This window comes from Streptomyces sp. HUAS MG91 (genome assembly GCF_040529335.1).
Taxonomy (GTDB): domain Bacteria; phylum Actinomycetota; class Actinomycetes; order Streptomycetales; family Streptomycetaceae; genus Streptomyces; species Streptomyces tabacisoli.
In genome coordinates this window covers 24,338-48,342 of the sequence record NZ_CP159534.1, presented here as the reverse complement: position 1 = coordinate 48,342, position 24,005 = coordinate 24,338, and the positions used below count along the sequence as shown (strand labels likewise).

At 69.3% G+C, this 24,005-nt stretch carries 16 protein-coding genes and 4 pseudogenes; 10 read left to right on the top strand and 10 right to left on the bottom strand.

The features are described from left to right. Positions 1–82: 82 nt before the first annotated feature. Entirely contained in the window at positions 83–409 is a 327-nt protein-coding gene (locus ABII15_RS00185) for a DUF4262 domain-containing protein (protein ID WP_353940150.1), read from the bottom strand. A gap of 630 nt (positions 410–1,039) precedes the next feature. After that, a complete protein-coding gene (locus tag ABII15_RS00180) occupies positions 1,040–1,669 on the bottom strand; it encodes a type III effector protein (protein ID WP_353940149.1) in 630 nt (209 codons plus the stop codon). 129 nt (positions 1,670–1,798) lie between these two features. On the opposite strand from ABII15_RS00180, the gene ABII15_RS00175 reads away from it, so the two are divergent. The 4 genes from ABII15_RS00175 to ABII15_RS00160 all read left to right on the top strand — a co-directional run bounded on the left by ABII15_RS00175 (position 1,799) and on the right by ABII15_RS00160 (position 4,400). Next, complete coding sequence (locus ABII15_RS00175; RefSeq protein WP_353940148.1) at positions 1,799–2,230, top strand: Hsp20/alpha crystallin family protein; 432 nt, start codon at positions 1,799–1,801, stop codon at positions 2,228–2,230. Positions 2,231–2,719: 489 nt separating this feature from the next. Next, on the top strand, positions 2,720–3,163 hold the full coding sequence (locus tag ABII15_RS00170) for a DUF2267 domain-containing protein (RefSeq protein ID WP_353940147.1): 444 nt from the start codon (positions 2,720–2,722) through the stop codon (positions 3,161–3,163). A 281-nt stretch (positions 3,164–3,444) separates the two neighbouring features. Beyond that, entirely contained in the window at positions 3,445–3,801 is a 357-nt protein-coding gene (locus ABII15_RS00165; RefSeq protein WP_353940146.1) for a hypothetical protein, read from the top strand. Positions 3,802–3,833: 32 nt separating this feature from the next. After that, positions 3,834–4,400: a GNAT family protein gene (locus ABII15_RS00160; protein ID WP_353940145.1), complete on the top strand. Its 567-nt coding sequence runs from the start codon at positions 3,834–3,836 to the stop codon at positions 4,398–4,400. 155 nt (positions 4,401–4,555) lie between these two features. On the opposite strand, the pseudogene ABII15_RS00155 reads toward ABII15_RS00160, so the two are convergent. The 4 genes and pseudogenes from ABII15_RS00155 to ABII15_RS00140 all read right to left on the bottom strand — a co-directional run. Next, a pseudogene (locus ABII15_RS00155) lies at positions 4,556–4,666 on the bottom strand (IS982 family transposase); the annotation flags it as partial. A 207-nt stretch (positions 4,667–4,873) separates the two neighbouring features. Then, positions 4,874–5,227, bottom strand: a complete 354-nt coding sequence (locus tag ABII15_RS00150) for a DUF2750 domain-containing protein (RefSeq protein ID WP_353940144.1) — start codon at positions 5,225–5,227, stop codon at positions 4,874–4,876. Between the two features lie 46 nt (positions 5,228–5,273). Continuing rightward, positions 5,274–5,999: pseudogene (locus ABII15_RS00145) on the bottom strand (helicase associated domain-containing protein); the annotation flags it as partial. 86 nt (positions 6,000–6,085) lie between these two features. Next, positions 6,086–6,370, bottom strand: coding sequence for a DUF4190 domain-containing protein (locus tag ABII15_RS00140; protein WP_353940143.1), 285 nt, complete (start codon positions 6,368–6,370; stop codon positions 6,086–6,088). An 803-nt stretch (positions 6,371–7,173) separates the two neighbouring features. Between ABII15_RS00140 and ABII15_RS00135 the strand changes: the two genes are divergently transcribed. The 4 genes from ABII15_RS00135 (at position 7,174) to ABII15_RS00120 (ending at position 13,839) form a co-directional block, all read left to right on the top strand. Then, positions 7,174–7,521, top strand: a complete 348-nt coding sequence (locus ABII15_RS00135; protein ID WP_353940142.1) for a hypothetical protein — start codon at positions 7,174–7,176, stop codon at positions 7,519–7,521. Positions 7,522–7,704: 183 nt separating this feature from the next. Then, complete coding sequence (locus ABII15_RS00130) at positions 7,705–11,013, top strand: RHS repeat-associated core domain-containing protein (RefSeq protein WP_353940141.1); 3,309 nt, start codon at positions 7,705–7,707, stop codon at positions 11,011–11,013. 323 nt (positions 11,014–11,336) lie between these two features. Beyond that, positions 11,337–12,092 (top strand): transposase family protein, encoded by a 756-nt coding sequence (locus tag ABII15_RS00125; RefSeq protein WP_353940140.1) that lies wholly within the window; start codon positions 11,337–11,339, stop codon positions 12,090–12,092. A gap of 469 nt (positions 12,093–12,561) precedes the next feature. Then, positions 12,562–13,839: a cytochrome P450 gene (locus tag ABII15_RS00120; protein WP_353940139.1), complete on the top strand. Its 1,278-nt coding sequence runs from the start codon at positions 12,562–12,564 to the stop codon at positions 13,837–13,839. Positions 13,840–13,905: 66 nt separating this feature from the next. On the opposite strand, the gene ABII15_RS00115 is transcribed toward ABII15_RS00120, so the two are convergent. Together ABII15_RS00115 and ABII15_RS00110 are read right to left on the bottom strand one after the other, a co-directional pair. Further along, positions 13,906–18,756 (bottom strand): SDR family oxidoreductase, encoded by a 4,851-nt coding sequence (locus tag ABII15_RS00115; protein ID WP_353940138.1) that lies wholly within the window; start codon positions 18,754–18,756, stop codon positions 13,906–13,908. Continuing rightward, the gene (locus ABII15_RS00110) at positions 18,753–20,294 is read right to left on the bottom strand and encodes an acyltransferase domain-containing protein (RefSeq protein WP_353940137.1); all 1,542 of its coding nucleotides are present in this window, start codon (positions 20,292–20,294) and stop codon (positions 18,753–18,755) included. The genes ABII15_RS00115 and ABII15_RS00110 overlap by 4 nt, the downstream gene beginning before the upstream one ends. Before the next feature lie 477 nt (positions 20,295–20,771). Here ABII15_RS00110 and ABII15_RS00105 point away from each other — a divergent pair, with 477 nt between their 5' ends. Further along, on the top strand, positions 20,772–21,191 hold the full coding sequence (locus ABII15_RS00105) for a carboxymuconolactone decarboxylase family protein (protein WP_353940136.1): 420 nt from the start codon (positions 20,772–20,774) through the stop codon (positions 21,189–21,191). Between the two features lie 440 nt (positions 21,192–21,631). Here the strand turns inward: ABII15_RS00105 and ABII15_RS00100 are convergent. Both ABII15_RS00100 and ABII15_RS00095 read right to left on the bottom strand, forming a co-directional pair. Continuing rightward, positions 21,632–22,081, bottom strand: a pseudogene (locus ABII15_RS00100) (amidohydrolase family protein); the annotation flags it as partial. 13 nt (positions 22,082–22,094) lie between these two features. Next, a pseudogene (locus ABII15_RS00095) lies at positions 22,095–22,349 on the bottom strand (transposase); the annotation flags it as partial. 162 nt (positions 22,350–22,511) lie between these two features. Between ABII15_RS00095 and ABII15_RS00090 the strand changes: the two are divergent. Next, positions 22,512–23,948 (top strand): tryptophan 2,3-dioxygenase family protein, encoded by a 1,437-nt coding sequence (locus ABII15_RS00090; protein ID WP_353940135.1) that lies wholly within the window; start codon positions 22,512–22,514, stop codon positions 23,946–23,948. Positions 23,949–24,005 lie beyond the last annotated feature (57 nt).

Sequence of the window (24,005 nt, the reverse complement as noted above, 5' to 3'; positions counted from 1 at the left end):
TGTCCTTCAGCACGCATCAGCGTGAGGTTGGAAAAGGCTCGGTAGTGCATTGCTCGGGTACCGGCTTCCCGGCCCCTTGAGATCAGAGTTCGGTTGTCCAGATCCCGACAGGATGGTCACTCGGAGGGAGCCACAGCTGAGGCTGTGACTCGCGATGCCTCTCGTCAGCCTGCTCATCGCAGTAGAAACGTCCCTCGGCATCAGGCCACGTGACCTGCAGCACGGGCAGAGGCGGCCGCCGGTAGAACCCGATGGCCTGCCCGAAGAAGGTCCGGTACCAGCCGCGATCAACCTGCCTGAGCGCGACTCGATGACCGTCGACAACATCAGGATGACTGCGGTCCGCTTCGTCCCGGTCGCCGTAGTCATGGCAGAGGACGCACCGACACTGGAACGGATCATCAGTCATGTGCGGAGGGTACGAGGTGAGCGTTCAGGTCGAGCAACTGGGGTTTGGACCCGCTCAATCGAACGAAGCCGTCACCCTCCGCGACGGCTCCCCAAGATCTGTGCCAGAACCCCGTTCTCGTGGACAAAGCCCCCCCACGACACCGCGCGGCCTCGCGTGCCTCACCAGGACCCCCACCCTGAAAGACGCCACCCCATGCCCGCGACGCTCTACGCTCACGCACGCCCCGACCACCACCCCGCAGGCGAGACCTGCCGCTACGCCGCAGACTTCCGCCCCGGCGACCAGGCCGCCGCCATCACCAGCATCTTCCTGACCGCGTACAGCGCCCCCCGACCCACCACCGGCCCGATTGCGATCGACATCGCCTACAACCACACGGGCGACGCCGACAAACCCGCCCACCACCCAGATCAGCGCACGCACCATCGTGGCCGTCATCCCCGCCGGCAACCTGAGCGCCGCAGAGAACAAGCACCAGGACCAGGCGCCCGCCAAGAAACGATGTCTAAAGGAGGCACCCGACCCGGACTGCGGGGCGAAGTTGAACCGGATCGAGCAAAAGGAATCGGGCGCCTTCTGTTTGTCCGACGGGGGAGAAGGCGCCCGCGGGCCACTTTTGGCTCTGGGTCAGGGGGGCGTGAGGGTGTCGAGCCGGTCGGCGAGGTCTGAGTGGGCCGCGCCCAGGTGCGGACGGGTGGCGGTCAGGGGGGCGATGAGGTCAGCAGGGTCGTTGTGGGCGAGGGCCGCGTGGAGCTCGTCGAGCGGACGGCGGGCGGCGGGGGGAAGGTCGGTGAGAGCGGTGATCTGGCCGGCGAGGCGGCGCAGGTCGGCCGCATTGCGGCGGGCCCAGGTGGCGGTGTTGCGATCGGCGGCCCGGGCCTGACGGGTGGCCGTCACGCGTTGTTCGCCGGTGGTCCCGGCCGGGCCGGGGCGGCCGCGCAGGTAGCGGCGCTCTGCAGCCTGGCGGCTGGCGACCCCCAGAGGAGAGGCGAGGTCGGCCCAGCTGGCGCCCGCGTCCCGGGCCGTCTCGATCAGGCCGGTCTCCCATCCGGCGAGCCGCTCACGTACTTGGCGCAGCAGCATCAGCGAGGCGAGGGCCTGCTCCGGGCCCGGCCCGGCACCCAGGTCGTCGGGCCTCTCGTCCTGGGCATCGTGCAGGGCGTCGTCTATGGCCTTCAGGGCAGCCGCGGCGGCGAGGAACGACGCCGGGCTGTGGGTGTCGGCGTCGGTGGAGACCGGCTGGTCTGGTGCGGTCATGGACACCTCCCTCCGATTGTCATCGTGAGGACGACAGCAATGTTTGTCATCCATTGGATGACATGCTACAACAGTGTCAGTGCAGCGCATTGGCAGCAACTGCCCGAACCTGCTGGAGGTGTTTTCACGATGTTGATGCGCACTGACCCCTTCCGTGAGCTGGACCGGCTGGCGCAGCAGCTGATGGGTCCGGGCACCTGGTCGAAGCCGTCGGCGATGCCGATGGACGCCTACCGCGAGGGTGACGAGTACGTGGTGGCCTTCGACCTTCCCGGCGTCAGCGCGGACGCCATCGATGTCGACGTGGAGCGGAACATGCTGACGGTCAAGGCGGAGCGCCGGCCGGTAGCGAAGGCCGACGATGTGCAGATGGAGCTGTCCGAGCGGCCGCTGGGTGTCTTTTCCCGCCAGATCGTGCTCGCCGACACCCTCGACACCGGGCACATCAAGGCCGACTACGACGCAGGCGTGCTGACCCTGCGCATCCCGATCGCCGAGCGTGCCAAGCCCCGCAAGATCTCCATCGGCATCGGGACCGGCCACAAGGAGATCTCCGGCTGACACCAGTCGTACAGGCGCGGAGGGCGGGCACCCGATCTCCCCCTCACCCCGTCCCCCGCGCCCGTGGGCAGCCCCAAGAATCAGAAGGGGTCCCGGCGAGATGTCCCCGGGCGCGAAGCGATCCTCCATAGAAGGCGCGCGGCGAGTACGGCACGGCGGAAAAGCCATAGCCGTGGCCCATGGCGCGCTCGCACTCCTCGGCACACATCTGGCCGGCCAATTCGCGGCACGCCTGTGAAGAATTCGCCCTGATTCTCCTCAACCCCGCTGACTAGCGCCGAACCCCTGCCCTCGGAGCGGTTCGTGCGGGCCACCGCGAGGATCGAGGGCGCCACCGAAGCAGACCGCGAGCCGGCACGTCAGCGCCATCCTGTCCACGGTCGCCGAGACGGCCGACGAGCACCTGCCGGGGCAGATCCTGATCCAGCACGACCCACTCTTCGTGCGCCCCACACCACCCGCACCGCTCCACGAAAGGCATGTACTGCAGTGATCACCGACGTGCGCGTACCGGCCGAGCACCAGCAGCCGTACTCGACTACGTATGAGCAGATGCTGGAGAAGGTCCGCTACGAGGGCGCCTACCCCACCCGCGAGAGAGCCGACGAAGCCGTCCGCCTGGTCCTCGCGGGGCTGGGGCGCCAGCTGACCGGCGACGAACGCGTCGACCTGGCGCGCTGCCTCCCCCTCGAAGCCGCACGCATCCTCACCTCCCAGATCCCTTCCCCTCAGCCGCTGACCGGATGGGCCTTCGTCAAGGACCTCGCCGTCCGCACCGGCGCCTCCCTGGCCACCACCCGCTGGGACACCGGCTCCGTCTTCGCGGCCGTCGCCGCCCACGCCGGCCCCGACCTCATCACCCGCATCCTCCGCCAGCTCCCCACCGGCCACGCACTGTTGTTCGGCCGAGCCGAACTCACCTCCGCCGCGTAGACGACACCGGCGCCCCCCCGGGGCACGCAACAGGCCCCTCCGCCGGGCCCCTGCCGAAGTCCCCGATTCGTGATCGGGGACCTCCGCCTTCGCAGAGCATGATGACCGTCTCGGACAGCGGCCCATATCGTTGAATCCTTCGGCCGAGGACCGCGGCCGCGAAGTTCAGGTCGCCCAACTGTGAGGGCTTGTAGCGGCTGGCCTCCAAGGGTACTGATGACCTGCTCCTGCCCCCCCACGACGTCACGGGCGCGATGGAGGACCGGGAACGGGCCCGCACCATGAGCCTCCTCGTGGTGAGCTTCGCGCGCGACGCCAAATCACCGGCCTCGTCGGCGTCCCTGCACGGCCCGGCAGGCCGAGACTGCACGCGCCTTCTCCGACCCGACGGCCCCGCACTGGGGTTCGGCGGGCTCGCAGGCGCACAGTGCAACCAGGCCCTCATCCTGCTCAACAGCGATGAATTCGACCGCGCCGCGGCCGCGATCCGCCCTGTCCTCAAGCTGTCACCGGCCATCCGTAACAACGGCGTCATCGTTTCCGTCCTGCGCGTACGGCAGGCCCTCATGGCCGGGCCGGCCCGCACCGCCCTCACCTTCCGCAGCCTCACTGAGGAGCTCGCCGCCTACCCGCCCTGACGTGCCGGGCCCGGGGGGGTAGGGTCGCGGTCATGTACCCCGTCGACCGAGCTGGCCCACGCCTGCGTCTGCGCGAACTCCAACCCGACGACACCGAAGCATTGTTCGCCGTCTACGGCGACGCGCAAGCCACGGAACACATGTCGTTCGAACCCCGCTCACGCGAGCAGGTCAGCCAGATCATCGACCGGGCAGTGCAGACGGCCACGACTGACCCCCGCTGCGAATACGTGCTCGCCGTCGCTACCCAGGAGACCAGCGACGTGATCGGTTTCGCCCAGCTCGCTCTCGACCCCCACCAGCCCCAGGGCGCCACCATGGGCTTCGCTCTGCGCCCCGACACCTGGGGAGCCGGGCACGGCCACGAGACCGTGCACCAGCTGCTTGCCCTGGGCTTCGACGACCTCGGTCTCCACCGCATCTGGGGTGCCCGCTCGCCCCTGAACACGGCGACCGCCCGCACCCTCACCGCGGCGGGCCTGGTCGAGGAAGGCGTCATTCGCGAGCACGTCCGCAAGGGCGATGCCTGGCGGGACTCCGTCGTCCACGCCATCCTCGACCACGAGTGGGCCCAGAAGCCGCGAACGAGTACCGCCTGACGCTGCGTAGCATGCGGTGCTCCACGCGCACCCGCCGGCACGCGCCCGTCAGGGCGGGTGCCCCTGTCCGTGAGCGCCGCCGAGCGCCACGGGTGAGCGCGTGGGACATGCCTCGCAGCCACTTACACATGCGCTTCGCTCGAAACGGCCAGCACCTCCCGCTCGTCGGTCTTCGGGTTCGCCAGCGCCCGCAGGATGGGCATCGCGGTCGGGGTGTAGACCAGGAACAGCCGCAGGTCCCAGAAGACTCGGGAGTGCGAGGCGCAGGGTCTCTACCCAGCCCAACAGGCCGTGTCCGAAGCCCTGATGCGCATTGCATCGATGGTGGTCCTTGTCGGAGGGCTACTTGTCGAGCTGGTTGGCCTTCGCCTGGCTCCACGGCTTCCGACGACTCCGCGTCCGCTGGGAACGTCAAGCCGACATTCACGAAGCCTTCCTCAAACTGGCCTGCTGCCTCATCACCCACCGGCACATCAGGTCACTGTGTGAGCCGCCGCTAGACGGTCGACAACTTCGGCGGGGGTGAAGCTCCAACCGACCAGGCGCGGCCCGCTCCAGTTGATGCCGATCACGAGTCCATCCCGGGCGGCATCGGGCAGCACGTGATCGCACCAGGTGTCCACGGGCATGGAATCGATGCGAAGCCCATGCCCCCAGATCTTTGCTGCCCTCTGGGCCCGCGACGAGGTCGACCAGAAGGGAAGACTTCGCGTGCCATCCGCAGAGAGATGAGTCGGGCTTCCACCGTCATCCCGGACGAGCCAGACCGCGCTGTTCTGGCTGACGTCGCGGAAGAAGGCCGCCGCTTCCGCACCACTCTGGCTCATGGCCACCGACCTTACCGTCCTCCAGCACTCATTTCGTTAGGCGTTCTTAATCGGTAGCAACGCTGTGGTACCTCGGGGTCTTGGGTGAGTGCCGTCTCGAGCATTGCCCTGTTCGACGGCCCGCTACATCGACGTTCACCTGATGCCGTGTGGGCTTCGGTGCGTAAGCCGACGGGGAACCAGAGAGCCATACGCCGACTCTTACGGTCACCGGTTCCGTCTCGCCGTCGACGGTGATCTCTACGGTCGGGCCGCCGCGGGACGGGCCGCCCTGAACCTTCCTGCTCGACCCACTGAGCCAGTGCGGCCAGGCCGCGCTGGAACGCCTGCTGCGCCTTGCTCGGAGCCTTTCCCTCGCGAGGCACCGCCGGCGCGGGACTCCGTGCCTGGACTGGCATGCTGCCCAGCGCGGTCAGCCGTTGCTGCTGCTCGGTGGACAGCTGCGCCCAGGTGCCTGGATGGGTCTGCTGGTGGATCCAGGCGCCGATGTAGTCGCCGTCCCAGTGGATGCCGGGTGGGATGTCGGGCAGGCTGCCGTCGGCGTCGACCAGGTCGGCTAGGACGCGGTAGTGCCGTAGCCAGTTCAGCGGTTACGGGTAGTCCCAGTCAGCTGTTGCGCGCGGGCGGCAGCCCGCTGCTGTTCCTTGCCCAGGCCGCTCTTGCGGCGGAGGTTGGCCATGTGCTGTCCGATGGGCGCCGCCTCGCCTTCGCCCCACATGGTGTCCTGGCGCGGAGCAAGGTGCCCGGTCGCCCGCCGGAACGAGCGGAGCGCGGTCTGGGTGACTGCGGCTGTCGGCGGATGGATCAGGAAAGGGGGGCCCGCGTCCGTGGCCCCCCCCCCTTCGGTAGTTCGTGTGGTCAGCCGCCGACGTACCAGCTGAAGCCGCCGTTGGAAGCTGCCAGGATCATCAGTGCGACGAAGAGGAGAACGTCGAAGATGCCGAGGGCGAGTGCGGCCTTGGCCATGCCCGCGCCGCCCTTGACGCCGGCCTGCCGGATGGCGACGGCTCCGAAGATGATGGCCAGCGGTCCGAGCACGATGTTCAGGATGAAGATGCCGACGATGCCGCACGCGAGTCCGGCGACGGCCAGTCCGTTGGTGCGCGAGCCGGTGGCAGTGGTGCGGTTGCTGAGGTCTGTCATCGCTGTCTCCCGTTTTTCGCGTTGTTCCGGGTGCGCATCCGGATGCCCCGGCTGGCGATGAATAGTCAACTGCGTGGCAGAGCAGCGGTGTTGGCTCGATAGCTCTTCTGGACCTGCTGAACCGGACGGCGGGCGGGTGCCGCCCTGGTCGGGAAAGCGCTTGTCAATCGAATATGTAGGATGACCGAGGTCTGTCGCCATTTCCGCCACCGCTGGGTACGCCCCAAATAGCGGCAAACCACGATGACCTATCGGGTAAAAGGGTGAAGTCAGGTGGTCTAAACCTGGCTTGATCTGCGCTCTGAAGTGACGTGCCATGCGCGTTCGGGCTGGCAAACGAGCACTTTCGGCCACGTTTTGCGACTGCTTTACGGGAGGTTGGCCGTCGCGTGTCTACGCGTGTCCCGGTGGGGGGCTGTCGCTCTGTCCGGAACGCATGATGCGGAGGGGCTTGTTCTGTCCCGTGTCACTCGGGTGTTCGAGGGCACGGCGGCCGGCTTGTGTTCTTTCTGTGACAGGTTGTGGATCCCTCGTGACCGCTGGGGTCTGCGGGGATGGTCTTCCTGTGGGGGGAAGTCTTGATTCGACGCACCAATGGTGCGCGGCTTTCGCGTGCCCAGAAGAGTTTCAGAACTGCTGCCTGCGCGGCCGCTGTGTCGGGGGCGTTCGCCCTGACGCTGACCGGGGCGGGAACAGCCTCCGCAGGGACGGGGCCGAGCCCTACGCCCGGCGCGCAGCCGCCCGCCTCCAGCGCTCCCTCCGAGGCGGGTAACCCGCTGTCGGCCCGCGCGTCGGCGGCCGGCGTGTGTTCAGACGCGTACCAGATCGGCACCACCTCGTATGCCTACAGGGGCACCGAGACCATCGCCTCCGTGAAGCAGTTCTACTCGCCCGAGTGCAACCAGAACTACGGCTACGTATGGGTGTGGAAGTCGTTCCTGGACAAGAAGATCAAGTTCGATCTGCAGGTCGGTGTCTGGAACTACGACCGCTCGGTGCTGCAGGGGGAGCGCCGTGAGTACGACTCGCTGGGCCAGGAGTTCTGGGGCAACGGCGCCGACTCGGTCGACGACTGCACCTCGGGCGACGGGAAGCTGATGATCGCCAACGAGCAGGGCGCCTACTCCGCCAGAACGTCCAAGCGCTGCTGACACATCGTCGGCGCGGGCGCCCACCCCGCACCGGCTCGCACGGCGGGATCCTGCGGCCCTACTGCGCCGCCCATCTCGCCTGATGTGTGCGGGTGGCAGCCGCCCACCGGCTGCCACCCGCCGAGCCCTGCTCCTCATAGTCCAACGGCCCATGAAGCCTGAACGATCCAAGGAGAGTTCCTCGTGCACTCTGTCATGCCCGAAAACCGGCGCACCAGACGTGGCAAACGCTCTGCTGCGGCATCCGCGGTCGCCGCAGCGGCCGGAACGGCGCTCCTCGTCGCGCTGATCCCTGCCCAGGCGCACGCCGCGCCCGCCGACAAGCCCGCTCCGCCCCGGCTGTCCACGTCCCCGACCGGCCAGACCAAGGCCCCCAAGAGCACTCCGATCGGCTCGCCGGGCAAGGACCGCAAGCTGCTGCAGGAGGGCATCCTGCAGTCCACGTTCCAGGGCCTGGGCATCGGTCAGGTCCCCTGGTCGGAGTTCCACGAGGCGTCGCTGTCGGACTCGGTCGGCGCGCAGGTCAACTACGGCAACGGCAACCTGCTGCTGTCCGCGAACGCCTTCGACATCGCCGACGCCGGCCCGGGCCTGTCCTTCGGGCTCGCCTACAACGGCCTGAACACCAGTTGGAAGGCGACGACCGGCAGCGACTACCTGATCCACGAGCCGAACCCGACCTCGGTCTACGTGCAGGGCCCCTCCAGCACGATCGCCGTGTTCGAGCGCGACGGCTCAGGATTCACCCCGGCGCCCGGCTACAAACAGGACCTCACCCAGTCCTCGGACAAGAAGTCCTTCACCCTCACCTCCCGCAGCAACGGGCAGAAGACCACCTTCACCCGCTCCGGCACCACCGGGGACGCGCGGGTGAGCAGGGTCGAGGACAAGAACGGCAACGCCACCACCATCAGCTACTCCGGCGCGTTCACGTCGAAGATCACCTCCGCGTCCGGGCGCACGCTGACCTTCACCAATGACGGCAAGCAGATCACCAAGGTCACGGACAACACCGGCCGCTACGCGTCCTACACGTGGTCGGGCAACGATCTGAAGACGTTCACCGACACCGACGGCAAGGTGACGGTGTTCGAGTACGACACCTCGCATCGGATGACGAAGGTGACCACGCCGGAGGGCCGCGAGACGCGGTTCACCTGGAACACCAACCTCCTCGCCTCGATCACCCGGGTCGTCGACAAGGCCGCGGGCACTGGCGCCACCACCGCCTTCCGCTACATCCTCCCGCAGCCGGGCAGCGAGGGCGAAGGCGTCGCCCGTGTCACCGACCCGCGCGGCAAGAACACCGAGGTGACGGTCGACGCCCGCTGGCGGGTCAAGAAGACCACCGACCCTCTGGGCCACGAGCGGTCCAAGACGTGGGGGCCGGACAACAACGTCACCAGTGCCGTCGACGGCATGGGCGTTGGGTCCACCCCGGGCAACACGGTGAAGTTCGACTACGACGACTCCTTCAACCCGAAGTCGGCGACCCAGCCCACGGGAGCGCAGTCGACCGCGGCCTGGACGCAGAAGTCCGGCGGCCACTACCCCGAGACGCTGACCTCGGCGAGCGGTGACAAGGTCACCAACGGCTACGACACCTCGGGCAACATGAAGTCGCAGACCGACACCACCTCCGGCTCCGACGGCGCCCAGTGGACCTACGACTACAACCCCAAGTCCGGCACGATGGACTGCGACGGGCTCCCCGGCCAGCGCTGCTCGGCCACCGACCCCGAGGGCAACAAGACGTCCTTCACGTATGACTCGAAGGGCAACCTGCTCAAGGTCGACCGCCCCTCCGCACAGCAGGACATCACCTACACCTACGACGCGCTGGGCCGCACCGACACCGTCACCGACGGCCGCGGCCTGAAGACGGTCTACACGTACGACCAGCGCGACCGCTTGAAGACGCAGACCAGTGACGGCAAGGTCACGACGTTCGTCTACGACGCCGACGGAAACATCAAGACCCGCACCTCGCCGGCCGGCACAAGCGGTTACACCTATGACGAGCAGAGCCGCGAGCGCACCCGCAGCCTGCCCGCGGGCGGCGCGAGCTCGGTGACCTACGACGCATCCGGCAACGTCAAGACCGCCACCGACGCCGGCGGCACCCTCACCTACGACTACAACGACGCCAACCAGCTGATCACCCTCACCCAGCCGGACGGCGCCAAGGTCACCTACGGCTACGACAACAACGGCGACCGCACCACCACCACCTACCCCGGCGGCACGGTGCAGAAGACCGACTACGACAAGTCCAGCCGAGCCCAGAAGATCGAGGTCAAGAACGGCTCGACCGTGCTGTCCACGATCTCCTACGACTACAACAAGTCCGGCAAGGACAGCGACAAGATCAACAAGCGGACCGTCGACGGCGCCGCCACCGCCTACACCTACGACTCCAAGGGCCGCCTCACCAAGGCCGTGGAGACCAAGAGCGGTACCACGACCGCGGGCTGGGCCTACTGCTACGACAAGGCCGGCAACATGACCGGCCGCTCCACCGGCACCAGCCTCCCCGCCTGCGCCGACACCCAGTCGCCCCGCGAGTACAACAACGCCAACGAACTCACCTCCCTCGGCGGCAACACCGGCTTCACCTACGACGACGACGGCAACGAAACCTCCGCCGCCTCACCCACCGGGACCCGCTCGGGCGGCCAGTGGACGCCCTACACCCAGCTCTCCAACCTGACCGCGTCCGGTACGGCGTCGACGTACACCTACGCGGGCGTCGACAACAACGACCGCCTCACGCGCGGCAGTTCGACGTTCACCAACGCCGCGACCGGCATGACCCGCGAGGGCACGACCGGTTTCGTCCGGGAAGCCTCGGGCACGCTGACAGCCATGACCAGCGGCGGGGCAAGCCAGTACTACCTCACCGACGTCCAGGGCAGCGTCATCGGCCTGGTCGACGCCTCCGGCAAGCGCACCGCGACCTACAGCTACGGCCCCTACGGCGAAGCCCGCACCGCCACCGGCACCAACCAGCCCTACCGCTACACCGGCACCTACCTCGACCCCTCCGGTCTCTACAAGATGGGAGCCCGCTACTACGACCCCCAACTCGGCCGCTTCACCCAGCCCGACCCCTCCGGCAAGGAGTCCAACCTCTACGCCTACGCCGCCGGCGACCCCGTCAACCACATGGACCCGAGTGGTTTGGACTTCCTCGGTCTGTCTGGCGGGGAATGGCTCAGCTACGGAGGACAGGCGCTTGGCCTCGCTTCCGTCTTCATCCCCGGTGGCGCGCTTGTTGCTACTGGTCTCACCGTGGCATCCATGGGAATGGAGGCCGCAGGCGGCGCTATGCAGGGCAAGAGCGCATCTTCGATCGCTGCCGGAGCAATGGTGGGCGCCATCGGTGGCAAGGTCGGCATCGGGGCGAAACTGCTTGGTGCGTCCAAGACGATGGACCAGGGCATCGGCGTGGCCTACTGGGCGATGGGCGCCGGAGCCGGTCTCTTTATGTAGAAGAAAGGGAGATAACCATGCCCATACCACTCGCCCGTTCCGGCGCTGCGGTCGGCGGCAGCGTCGGAGTTACGGTAGGCGTCATCATCGTTGGCCTCCTAATCTTCGCCGTTGTCACGGTAAGAAGGCGTCGGAAGGGCAGCAAGTGATGCTGCGCTGAGTCAGCACAGCATCAGAGGAGCGCGAGAGACGTGGCGTCTCTATGCACGGAGCCTCTTCCAAGCTGGCGGTGTTGACCGCGAGCTGGACAGTCCTGCACAACGACGAAGCTCCTGGTAGTCGGGTTCTCGACCAAGATCACCCGTGCCTGCCAGGAGCTTCGCGTGCTTGTGTACCCGTCCTCGATCGACTTGTCCACCCGCACGCTGCGGTTCCTGGCCAGACAACTGACGGCCAGGCGCCGGGACATCGGGACGCGGTGGCGAAGGCTTCTCGTGGCCCGTCAGGCCCTGCTCGCCCTGGCCCACCTGCGGTGCGGTGACACCTATGCCCAACTCGCGGCCGGGTTCGGCATCGGGATCGCCACCGTCTACCGCTACATCCGTGAGGCCATCGAGGTTCTGGCGGCCCTCGCCCCGCCCCTGGCCGAGGCGATGATGACCATCCGGACGAAGGCGTTCGTCATCCTCGACGGAACTCTGCTGCCCATCGACCGCATCGCCGCGGACACCCCGTACTACTCCGGAAAACACAAACGCCACGGCATGAATGTCCAGGTCCTCACCGATCCGTTCGGCCGTCTGCTCTGGGCGTCACCGGCTCTGCCCGGCTCGACCCACGACCTGACCGCCGCCCGGCAGCACGGGATCATCGACGCCCTCGCTGCAGCGGGCCTCAACTGCTGGGCGGACAAGGCGTATCAAGGAGCCGGCACACCCGTCCGCGTCCCGATCCGGGGCCGCCACCTCAAGCGATGGAAGCGCCGCCACAACACCACCCAAGCCAAGATCCGCTGTGTCGGTGAACAGGCCATGGCCACCCTCAAGGGCTGGCGCCTCCTGCGGAAACTCCGATGCAGCACCAACCACATCACCAACATCGTGAAGGCCGTCCTCGTCCTTCACCACGCATCAGCGTGAGGTTGGAAAGAGCTCAGTTGCACGGCCCACGCCTCGAGCGCCGCCAGTCACGAGAACCACTTTGTCCTGCCATGAATGCGCCACGACATGTCCTCCTTCGTTTGAAGGAAGATCCCCTGAGACCGTGCGAGCAACTCTGCCCCTCAGAGTGGTTTCGCAGTGTCGGCACGGCTTATCGTCCCTGCGCGTGCCTGCAGCCAACGTCTCCCCGACTGCGTAGCCCGAGTGGATCAGTGGGCAGATCAACTCATCACCCGTAGCCGGGCCTTCGACGGGCAACGGACCTGAAGCGCGTCACCATGCGCTGTACAGGATCGGCAGGCCCGTATCCGTGGGAACATCTCCTTGAGCGTCCGCCCGTTGCTCATCATGGACGAGCCGTCACTGGAGCTGGGAAGCCCCGGACGGCCGGTCCCGTCACGTGTCGTCCGCCCTCCACGTAGCGCATACGATCGGAGCCCCGATGGACTTGTCGCTCGCCCGCCCCGCCCTGAAGATCCGTGCCACTGACAGCGATCTGCACAACCAGGCAGCGCTGCTCCGCGCGGTGGGTCCCTTGGCCCCGGTGGAACTTCCCGGCGGCATTCCGGCCTGGGTGGTGACCTCGGACCGGCTGGGCCGCTCCCTGCTCAAGGACGCCCGGTTCGTGAAGGACATCAACGTCTGGGGCGCCTGGCAAAGAGGCGAAGTCCCGCGCGACTGGCCGCTGTTGTCGGTGGTCGACACTCCGCGCAGCATGATCACCGTAGATGGTGCCGAGCACCGTCGCCTGCGCACACCGCTCGCCCGGACTCTGACCCCGGCCCGGGTGGCCGGGCTCCGTGATCAGGTGACCGCCATCGTCGCCGAGCAGCTCGGAGAACTCGCCGCAGCCGCTGCGGGCAGCGCCGACGGAACAGCCGACTACCGCACCGCCTATGCGTTCCCGATCCCGATGAAGGTGATCGGCCTTCTGCTCGGCATCCCCGCCGCATGGCACGACGCGCTGAGAGTCCAGTTCGAGGACTTCTTCAGTGAGGCCGTCTCTCCTGACCGTAAGAGCGCCGCGGTCCTCGGGATTCAGTCGATGACCGCCGAGCTCGTCGCCCTCAAACGCGTAGAACCGCGGGACGATCTGGTCAGCGCCCTGCTGGCGCAGGAGGGCGACGAGTCGTACACCGATGAGGAGATGATCGGCACACTCCTGGTGATGATTGGCGCCGGCCACGAGACCACCGTGCACGTCCTCGTCCACGGCCTGCGGGCCCTGCTCAACCACCCCGAGCAACGCCGGCTTCTGCACGAGCGCCCCGACCTGTGGCCGGGCGCTATCGAGGAGCTGCTTCGTTACGACGCTCCTATCGCCACCTTCTTTGCCCGCTACGCCACCGAAGACACCCGGATCGGCGACGCCGCCGTCCGCCGCGGCGATCCCCTGCTGCTCAACTACCTCGCCATGGGCCGCGATCCCGACCGCTACGGCCCCGACGCCGACACCTTCGACGTCACCCGCCGCCCTCAGGGCGGGCACACCAGCTTCGGCCACGGCCCCCACATGTGCCTGGGCGCGCCCCTCGCCCGCCTGGAGGCGACCGTCGCACTTCCCGCCCTCTTCGCCCGTTTCCCCGACATCGCCCTCGCTGTCCCGGACGATGCCTTGGAGCACTTTCCGTCGCTGATGCTCAACGGCAGGCTGGACGTCCCCGTAAGGCTCGAAGGGGAACGACCTCCGGGTACCGCGGCCGGGCGAGCTCCCGACATCGCATAGCGAGAAACATGCCCGCTCCAACAGATCGCCCCGCGCGCCCGGCGAGGGAGCTCTCTGCGCGCGTGCTCATTGCCTGCGCGCCCCTGCCGGGGGCGTGCTCGGTAGCACGGCGCCGGTGAATCCGCTGATGTGCACCAGCACGAGTCCCTCCGTGTCGGCGGCGCTGTAGCTGTTGTCGTCGGTGTCGTGGTGCAGGGTGAGGCCCTGAGGGTGGATACGGGCCATGTGCTGGTCGGAGCCGGGGTCGCCCAGGTCGATGCGGTCGATGTGGCGTGGCGCGACGACATCGTGACCACCGGCGGCGTTGGGCCGGAGCGTACGGGTGCGCAGCACGGCGCACAGCAGCAAGGCGGGAACGGGAAGCCGGGACAGCAAGGGATGCCGGCTGAAGGACTCCGCGCTCGGGCGCCACAGTGAGGTCGGTCCGCGCTCGGTGTCGCGCCAGCGCCAGGTGTTGGCGAACGGGCCGGTCAGATGGACGGGTGAGGTCGCGAAGTAGTACGGGTCCGGTGGCAGGTTCCGACCCGACAGACCTGGATCGTCGGGGGCGGGGTCTCGGTGCACGACCGTGTTCGGGTCGTCCAGAACGATATGGGCGCGGAAGTGGTGCCGGTCGGGCGGCCGGTGGTCGCCCAGTTCCATCTGGCCGTGGATGTCGACGACGACCGTCGTGGGGCCGGAGCCGGGCAGGGTGCGGGCCGACAGGGTGTAGGTGTGGCGGGTGCGCCCGTGGGACGGGCGTACGAAGGCGTTGAAGGAGGCGTCGACGATCCGGGTGGGTGTGCTGCCGGGGTGGAGGGCGAGCGCGGCCTCCGCGGCGGCGGCCAGCAGAAAGGTGCCCGGCACGGCGGGACGGCCCCGCACCGTGTGGTGGGCGAGGTAGTCGTGGTCGGGACCGTCCAGGTCGAGTTCCCAGCGAACGCCGCCCTCCGGTCCGGGGCGGGCCGCGGCGGTGAGGAAGGCGGGGGACTCGTCCTCGGCAGGGGCCGCCGTCACTGTCGCTCCCGCCGACGCCCCGCGCCGAGCGTCGGTTGCCCGACCCTCCTCCTGTGCCAGCAACCCCGGCAACTCCTCCCGCATCAGCTCGCGTTCACGTGTGCCGAGATAGACCCCGGCGGCGGGACCACCGCGATCCGGAGCGATTTCCGCGAGGAAGTGGGCCACGCCCTCTGCGTCGGTGATGCCGGTGAGGCGCCCGTGTGCGGCCACGCGGGCGGCGAGGTCGGGCTGGGCGGCGAAGTAGCCGCTCTCGCTCCACAGCGGGAAGCCGAGCGTGATCTCGCCGGTGCTGTCGGGATGGTCGGCCGCGGCGGCCAGGTAGGCGTTGGCGGGCCCGTAGTCGATTTCGCCGCGCAGGGGGTGGACGGCGGCCACGGACGCGATGTTGCACCACAGACGTGGCCTGAGTTCGGCGAACGCCTCCCGCAGCAGGTGATATCCAGTGATCTTGACGGCGCGGACGAGGCGGAAGTCCGCCGGACTCTTGCGTTCGAGAGGGGCGGTACGGCTGCGGGTGGCGGCGTGGAGGAACAGATCCACCCGGTCGTGCCGGGTTCGGACCTGCCGGGCCGCTGCCGCGGTGGCGTCGGGGTCGGTGATGTCGCACACGACGTAGTGCACGGCGGTCCGGTCCGCGACGGAGCGCAGGCGGGCCAGGTTGAGCGCCGCCCGGCGGCCCGCGAGGGTGCGGTCGGCCAGACGCGCGGCCTCGGCGACCCCTGGCCTGGTGGTCCGTAGGTGATGGGCGATCAGTTCCGCGCGCAGGGCCGGGATCTGTTCGTCGGTCGCGGTCAGTACCTCTCGGGGAAGCCGGTCCAGGTCGGTGGTACCCAGGAGCCAGACTGCCTCCGCGTGACCGGCCTCGGCGAGAGCTGTCAGGAGCGCGGTGGTGACTCCGCCCGCCCCACCGCTGGCGACGACGACGTGTGGGCCCCGGCCGTCGGGACCGAGCGGCCCGGCCGACGGTGCAGGGGGCAGAGGTTCCGGCACGAGTTCGTGCCGATGACGTCGGCCGTCGTGATACCAGACGGCGACGGCGCGGTCGGCGCTGTGCCACTCGCGCCCGAGCCGTTCCCAGGCGAGCGTCGCGTCATCGGTGCCGGAGGCGACGACGCGGACCGGCAGGCGCGGGTGGTCGGCACGCAGGACGGGGACGAGAGCGGTGAACACGGCTGCCTGAGGGTGTTCGGCCGGAGCCACGACGACGGCGCCCAGCGAACCCGTCGTCTGGTTGGCGCGCGTCCGGGCGAGTGCGTTCAGCAGGAGTTCCTGGAGGGCCTCGGCTGCCGGACCGGGCGGCGCGGGCCACGCGTGCGGGCGGGCCACCACACGGACATGTCCGTCGGCGCGGTCGACCGCGGTGTACAACGCCGGGAGTGGCCCGGGACGGAGCTCCGGTGGAGCGTCCGGGTCGGTGCACAGCAGGGTGACTTCGGCGTTCCGTGTCAGTCCGCGCAGGCGGGCGGCGGTCGGCGCGTGGTCGGTGAGGACCAGTGCGCGGGCGGGCAGCGCGGCGACCGTCCCTGGATCCTCGGCGGCCTGCCAGGGCGCGGGGCGACGACGTGTGACGTGCCGGGCGGTGAGGTGGCCCGCCGAGTCGGGCCCGGGCCGGGCCGGGGGTGCGCCCGGGGGCGGGAGGGTGAGGGTCGGGGCGGGGGAGGGGGCGGCCGCCCCGAGGCGGGCCAGCAGGGTGACTGCCTCGGCGGCGGCGTGGAAACCGCCCGCGGCGACCTCCCCGGCTGCTGAGGCAGCCGATTCGGCGGCGGAAGGGAGGGGAGCGGCGTCGACGGCGGATCCCGCCAGTTCCGTCGCGGGCGTGAGACGGGTCAGCACCGGCCACGCGTGGCGGCGCGCGGTGGACGCGAGGGCGAGGGCCAGGAGGAAGGCGCCCTGGGCGGCCGCGTGAGTGGTGCCGTGCGGACCTGTGTGCAGGGATCCGGCGTCCACCGCCAGGACGAGGGCGAGGTCCATCTCACCGGAGGTCACGTAGGCGGCGGCGGTGTCGAGGGCGGTGGCGGCCGAGGTGCGTCCGGTGTCGACGCAGATGCTGGCGCCCCGCAGGTCGTAACGGGCGGCGAGACGGGAGGGGATGACGTTGGGCAGGACGCCGGGCATCGCGTCGGGACCCGCCGCGGGGGTGCGGTCCCTGGCGAGCTCAAGGACCCTTCGGGTGGCCGCGGTTGCGCCGGGGTGGTCGCGCAGCGCCGCGGTGAGGGTGTCCGCGTGTGCGCGCAGGGCGTAGTCCACGAGGGTGCTGGGCAGCCCGCTGTGGGCTGCGATGACCGCGGTGCGTTCACGTACGGGCTCCCACAGGGGGCCGTGCTCGGCAGCGAAACGGTGGGCCGTTTCCAGCGCGATGGTCTGGGCCCGGTCGATCGCCCGGACGGTGGGGGCCGGAAGGCCGACGGCCGCGAAGGGCGGCGCCGTGTCGTCGAACCGTGCGGCGGGCGCGGGGCCGGTTCCGTTCAGCCAGGCCCTCACCGCCTCGGTGGAAGGTGTTCCCGGCAGGTGTGCGCTCCAGGCGACCAGAACCAGAGGGTCGGCCTGCGCGGGCCGTGGCGCGGACACCGGCGGCTGCGGCGGTACTGCCTCGCTGAGCAACAGGTGGGCGTTGGTGCCGCCGAAGCCGAATGCCGAGACGGCGGCGGTGCGCGGACGGTTCGGACGGGCCTTCCAGACCCGGGAGGTGGTGGGGATGTCGAGCCGGCCCAGCGGATGGGCGGAGCGTCGGAAGCCGGGCTGAGCCGGGATCGCGTGGTGGCGCAGAGCCAGGAGGACGTGGGCGACAGATGCGGTGCCGGAGGCCCAACCTGCATGGCCCACAAGGGATTTGGTGGCGGTGCAGGACCAGCCGTCTGCGGGCGCCTCCTGTTCCAGTGCCTTGATCTCCGCCGCGTCGCCTGCCCTGGTCCCGGTGGCGTGGGCCACGACCCAGTCGATGTCTTCGGGCCCGAGCCCCCGTTCCTCGCGGGCCCGGCGCACCGCGCGGATCTGCCCGGAGGGGTTGGGGGCGGCGATCGAGCGCCCCCGACCGTCCGCGGCGGCACCGAAGCCGGCCAGGACGGCCAGCACCGTGTCACCGTCCGTCTGAGCGCGGGAGAGTCGTTTCAGGGTCAATAGCACGGCGGCATCGCTGAACAGGGTGCCGTCGGCCTCCGCGTCCAGGGCCAGCAGCCGCCCGGTCGCGGAGAGTCCGCCGATGGCGGAGAACAGCACCGACATGGTGGGTTCGAGGACGGAGACACCGCCGCAGAGTGCCATGTCGGCGCGGCCGGAGCGAAGGATCTTGGCGCCGATGTCCAGGGCGTAGAGGGAGGACGAGCAGGCGGTGTCGACGGTGAGGACCGAAGGGTCGTGCGGGAGGAGTCCGCGCAGCGCCGCGTGTACGGCGTCGGCGGCCTCCGGGGCGCCGGGGCGGGACTGGGGCAGGGCGGTGGCCAGAGCCGCCCGCACGGCCAACTCATCGCCGTCCGGCCCCGTTCCCTCCGCGCTGTCGGCGACGCTCGCCCACTCCCGTACCACCAGGTCGGTCATGGCGGTGTGCAGCAGGCTCTGGCTGCCGCCCGGCCAGGCCCCGACCACGCAGACGGAGCGGTCGCCGGGACGGGTGTGGACACCGGCCGTGGCCTGTCGGGCGCACTGCCGCAGCCAGCGGACCTCGTGGGGTGCGTCCTCGGGGCCGGGAGTGTCGTGGATGAAGCCCGCGACGGGGGAGTACGTGCGGTCGGGTTCGCCGCGGTCCTCGCGGAGGAAGTGCGACTGCCGGTAGCGCGTGCCGGGCGGGCTGAACGGGTCCCGAGGATGGCTGAGCAGGTCCCACAGAGCCGCGGGGTCGGCGGCGCCGGGCAGCCGCAGCCCCATGCCGACGATCGCGACGGGATCGGGGGCCGGCGTGCGCGCCGGCCGCCGGGTGCTCACGACGCCTCAGCCGGCGTCCCGCCGGCCAGCTCCAGCAGGAGATCGGCGATGTCGGCGAGGGTCTGACCGCGCACGGGGTCGGCCTCGGAGGGCGGCCGGATTCCGAAGCGGGCGTAGACGGAGGTGAGCATCTCGGTCTGGCGCAGGGAGTCCACACCGAGATCCGCCTCCAGGTCGGCGTCGGCGGTGACGACGTCCGGCGGATAGCCGAGCCGCTCGGCGTACGTGGCGCGCAGCACCTCGATCAGCTCCGTCCGCGGCGGCAGTTCGTCCGCGCCGTGGCCGCCGCGCTCGGCGGGAGCGGTCTGTACGCCCTCGGGCGCGGCGGTGGATTCGAGCTCGCTCGGAGACCGCGGGGCGGGCGCCGCGACCGCTTCAGCCGGGCCGGGCGGGGAATTCGGCGCACCGGGAGGGAAATCGGCTACGGGGGGAGCGGAGGCGGACGCGGCCGGCGCTGGGGCAGCGGCGACCCCGGACGTGGCGGGGGAGGTCCCGGTCCCGGTCCCGGTGACGTTCGCCCCGGGCGCCTCTCCGCCGTCCGCGCTGGTCTCCGCATTCCCCTCGGGAGCGGTTGACGGCGTCACCGCGGCCAGTGCGGTCCGGGCCGCCGGGGGACCGGCACGGCGTGCCAGCGGAGCCGCGGTGACCGCCCGGGGCAGTACCTCAGCAGCGAGGCGGGTGACGATGTCCTTGCCGCCGCACTCGACGAACCAGTCGACTCCGTCGGCCTCAAGGGCGTGCAGGGCGGCGAGAAAGTCCACCGGCTGCACCATGTGGTTGCTCCCGATCCGGCGCACGTCCTCGGCCGACTCCACGTACCCGCCCGCGATCGGCGAGTACACCCGGCGCCGGGGCGTGCGGGCCCGTGCGCTGTGCATGATCTCCTCGAACTCCTCGCCGGCCGCGCGCATCCAGGGGCTGTGGTACGGATACGCGGCCTTGATGCGGACGGCTCGTACGCCCAGGACGTCGGCGAGCCGGGCGGCGTCGTCCAGGGCGGCGTCGGGGCCGGCCAGGACCGACTGGCCCGGGCCGTTGACCACCGCGACGTTGACGGCCCAGTCGTCCGCGACGGCCGCGAGGTGTGCCGCGCGGCGCGGGCCCAGAGCGACGGCGAGCAGCCCGCCGGGGCGCGGGCGGGTGCGGCGGCAGACGCGGTCGCGCTCGCAGATGAGGTGTGCGGCCTCAGCGGGAGTCCATACGCCGGCCAGGGTGAGGGCCGCCCACTCGCCGAAGCTGTGGCCGACGAGGACGTCCGCGTGTATCCCCTCGGCCGCGCAGACGGCCGCGCCGGCCAGCGAGAGGGCGAAGATGCACAGGTGCAGTGATTCGGGTGAGCCGGCGAGGAGTTCCTCGATACGGGGCGCCCGCGGGTCGAGGAGGAGCTCGGATATCCGGCGATGACCGTGGCCCGCGGAGACCGCGTCGATCTCGCGAAGCATTCCGGCCACGTCCGGGTACTCCTCAGGGAATCCCGCGAGGAGCCCGGGGACGTAGGCACCCTGGCCGGGGAAGACGAACGCGATGCGTGAGCTCATGTGGACAACCTCGTGGGGGACGGCCGCTTCGCCGTTGAGGCGGCAGCGGCGCGGGAACGGATGTCCGCGTCGGAGGATCCGCGCGGTGGGCAGGGGAGGGGAGACAGCAGCGGTGCGGGACACGCCGCGGGTCGGAGCGGGGCCGCGTACCGGTCACATGTGTGGGGAACATCGCGCCGACCGGGACAGCGGCCGCGAGGGAAAGATGCCTGGCGTCAAGCGCTACGAGCCAGGCCATCCACCGGACCACTTCGGACGGCGGTTCGGCAACAGCGCGCGGAGGCAGTTGTTCCGCGTGGGCGCACCACCGCGCACGTATGCCGCGCCGCGACCGGCCCAGCGCTTCCGCGGTCACGCATGGGGCTGTTGGGCTCCGGGTATTTCGCTACCTGTGTTCCGCATGCTCCGCGACCGAGAGGCGGTTCCTCCGTGACGGCCCCCTTGCGCGACGACCGCTTCGCCGAAGGACTGACACGTATGCGCGAGCTGGGCGGCGCCGAGGTCACCGACGCCTTCCTCGCATCCCTCGCGCAGACAGCGCCCGACCTCGGCCGGTACGTCGTGGAGTTCATCTACGGCGACCTCTTCGGGCGTGACGGGCTGGACCTGCCCGCGCGACAGATGGCGACCCTGTCCACACTGGCGGCCTTGGGCGGCTGCGAGCGGCAGTTGTCCCTGCACATCGGAGTCGCCCTGGACATCGGTATCTCGCCGGCGGCCATCGTGGAGCTGTTTGTCCACCAGAGTGCCTATGCGGGGTTCCCCCGCGCGTTGAACGCCGTCGCCGTTGCGGGTGAGGTGTTCGCCGCGCGCAACGTGACCTCGGCCGCGACGGAGCTCGTGCGGCCCGTTCCCGGGGAACCGCCACCGGGCACAGACACCCCATCCCGGACGTGACGGCGCCCCCGTCAGCGATCACGAGCTCTCGGAGGGAACCGCGACGCTCAGCAGCATCTCGATGAACCGAGAGGGCGTCAGAACACTGTGCGGATCCGCTTCCGCGGTCCGCCGGGACTCCCGCTCACCTGTGTCGGCGCTCCCTCGTCCAGTCGGCGTGGGGCTCGGATGCGGCACGCCGCAGGGGCACGTGAGGCAGGCGGCCCCGAGAGGCGGACACGCATCGGAGAACGTCGCCAGCAGCTCGTCGGTCTTTCCCTTGCCGCCCAACTCGAACATGGTCCTCGGCCCGTTCTCGGCACACTGATCCACGATCTCCTCCTCGAACTGCGATGTCCGTGCGCGTACGGATGGTCACAGGCCGGCCGCGGGGCCCGGCGCGCCGATGTTCGTGTACAAGAAGGCGGCGACGGCGATGGGCCGGTCAGTCGAGGCGTCCCTCAAGAGGACGGCGGTTTTCTCTCTGGCCGGGTCAGACGGGTGTCGCCTGGCCCGAATACGCGCCTGATCAGCCCGAACATTCGTGCCGCGTTGTCATGACACACTGCTCTGAGCCATGTGGTTCCCAGGTCGAGCCGGCTCAAGGCACGCAGTTGATGCACGTAGGCATAGGGGATGTTGGGGTAGTCGGATCCCAGCAGGATGCGGTTGCCCAGATCGATGAGCCGAGACAGCGACTCTTGCGGAAACGGCATGAATGCCTCCGTGTAGTCGGTGAACGTCATTGTCGTGTCCAGCCGCACCTGCCTGTAGCGATCGGCGAGGTCAAGGAACGCTTCGTACTCGGGCATGCCCATGTGGGCGACGATCAGGCGTAGGCGCGGATGCTTGGCCAGTACCTTGGCGATGGGCCCTGGGCCGGTGTGGGCGCCCGGCAGGGGTCCCGAGCCTCGGTCCACACGGGCGAAAGGCGGTCACACCCGCCAGGCCGAAGCCTGGGGGTAGTTGGTTCCAGGTGCATCCTGAGGTGGCCACGAGGATGATCGCGGCCCGTACCTCGCGGTCCCCTCGGCGACGATGTCCTCCGCCTTGCGGCCGTTCCGGGGCAGGCGGGACCACGCGCTGGAACAAGGCCCACAGATCGTCCGGCGCCAACCGTTCGACAAGCCCTGCAGCCGGAACCTCAGACTGCCGCGATCGAACACGACGCGTCGGAATGTAACAGGAGATACTCCCGCGCAATGAGTTCTTCTTGTTTCGACACGCTGTGCGAATTGATTGATATTGAACAAATAGTCGTTTGCCTCGCTTGGTGCAGGGGCACCCGAGTGAAGACGGGCCCAGTAGGGAAAGACGCACTCACTGCATGGAAGTGCCTGGATGGAATTGCGTGAGACATCACCTGAAAACAAACTCGCCGCCGAACGATGGATGAACGAATACCTAACCAGGGAGCACAGCGAACTAGGGCGCAGGGGGCCCGTGTGCCCTTTCGTGGGCCCCGCTCATGAGGCGGGAACGATTTACACGCAGACCCTCCACGCGAGCCACGAGGACACCGCGGACGAACTGGTGGAGGGGCTGCGGGACCAGCTGGACCACTTCGCAGGACTTCTGGTACCCGAAGGGAGGGAGTCCCTTGCCGCACTCGTCACGGTGGTGGAGGGGCTGCCCGAACACCGCTGGCGACTGCTCGACGCGGCACAGGCGCGGTTGCGGCAGGAAGCGGCACGCCGAGGCTTGATGATTGGCCAGTTCCACCCCAACTGCCCTGAGCCGGCGTTCTGGCGGCCTTCCTTCGCCGTCTCCCGCTCGCCCATTCCTCTGGTGGCCATTCGTTACATGGCTTTTCATGACATCCTCTTCCTCCATTCGGATCCTTCGCTTTTCGAGGAGTACCGAAAGAGGTTCGGAGACCGGTACAACGGAGAAAGGAAGGTGTCGGACGCCTTTCGCAAGCTGTACGACAGCGCACCGAGGCTTCCCGTTGAATCGGGCCAGCCCTACATCGACTATCAGAGCATCACGCTGCTGCACGCCTTGCATCAGCCGCGCACCGACCAGCCCGCCGAGTCCTCCTTCTATCTGGCAGGACAGTCCAAGGAACTCCTCTTCGCGTTGGTCCTCGGAGAGATGCGCGCCTGCCAGGAGGCCATGGCTGCTGATGACCTGGGACGCTCGACGTGGCACCTGCGCCGCGGCACCGCCGGCATGCGGCTGCTCTCCGAGTTCTGGGACCTGTTGTCCACGTTGTCCCCCGCGGAGTTCCACTCGTTCCGCGACGCGCTGGGTGAGGCGTCCGGCCTTGGCTCCTACAAGTATCGGACGCTCGAGTTCACGCTAGGCCTGTCCTCCCCGTCGATGGCGCAGGCCTACCGGGGTGTGCCCGCTGCCGAGATCGAGGTCCACCGCGCCTTGCACGACGCCAGTGTTTACGACGATGCCCTCGCAGTCCTGGTCCGCCTGGGACGGCTTGAGCAGGCGGCCATTGATCCCGAGCGGGACACGCAGGCGGTGCGCGCGGCCTGGGCCGCGATCCACCAGGGGGAGACCGTCTCCAGCGAGATCCTGCGGTGGGCGGAGTCGTTGATGGATCTAGCCCAGGCCTTCGGCAGATGGCGACTGCTGCACCTGCTCACCGTGGAGCGGGTCATCGGGTCCAAGCCCGGAACCGGTGGTACGGCAGGAGTGGATTGGCTGCGCCGAGTCGCCAACGAGCGCGCCTTCCCTGAGCTGTGGGAGGCCCGTTCGGCTCTGGCCGGCGGCCCACCCCACGTCGGCTGCCCTGCGGCGCGCGTTCCCTTCGCCCAGCCCTGACCGACCACACTTCGACACCAGGAGTCGGCATGCAGCACCCGGACATGGCCCAAAGAA

Excerpts from the sequence above, each read along its gene's own strand:
- ABII15_RS00185 (WP_353940150.1), bottom strand. The coding sequence starts at position 409 with ATGACTGATGATCCGTTCCAGTGTCGGTGCGTCCTCTGCCATGACTAC.
- ABII15_RS00180 (WP_353940149.1), bottom strand. The coding sequence starts at position 1,669 with ATGACCGCACCAGACCAGCCGGTCTCCACCGACGCCGACACCCACAGC.
- ABII15_RS00175 (WP_353940148.1), top strand. The coding sequence starts at position 1,799 with ATGTTGATGCGCACTGACCCCTTCCGTGAGCTGGACCGGCTGGCGCAG.
- ABII15_RS00165 (WP_353940146.1), top strand. The coding sequence starts at position 3,445 with ATGAGCCTCCTCGTGGTGAGCTTCGCGCGCGACGCCAAATCACCGGCC.
- ABII15_RS00160 (WP_353940145.1), top strand. The coding sequence starts at position 3,834 with ATGTACCCCGTCGACCGAGCTGGCCCACGCCTGCGTCTGCGCGAACTC.
- ABII15_RS00150 (WP_353940144.1), bottom strand. The coding sequence starts at position 5,227 with ATGAGCCAGAGTGGTGCGGAAGCGGCGGCCTTCTTCCGCGACGTCAGC.
- ABII15_RS00140 (WP_353940143.1), bottom strand. The coding sequence starts at position 6,370 with ATGACAGACCTCAGCAACCGCACCACTGCCACCGGCTCGCGCACCAAC.
- ABII15_RS00110 (WP_353940137.1), bottom strand. The coding sequence starts at position 20,294 with ATGAGCTCACGCATCGCGTTCGTCTTCCCCGGCCAGGGTGCCTACGTC.
- ABII15_RS00105 (WP_353940136.1), top strand. The coding sequence starts at position 20,772 with ATGCGCGAGCTGGGCGGCGCCGAGGTCACCGACGCCTTCCTCGCATCC.
- ABII15_RS00090 (WP_353940135.1), top strand. The coding sequence starts at position 22,512 with ATGGAATTGCGTGAGACATCACCTGAAAACAAACTCGCCGCCGAACGA.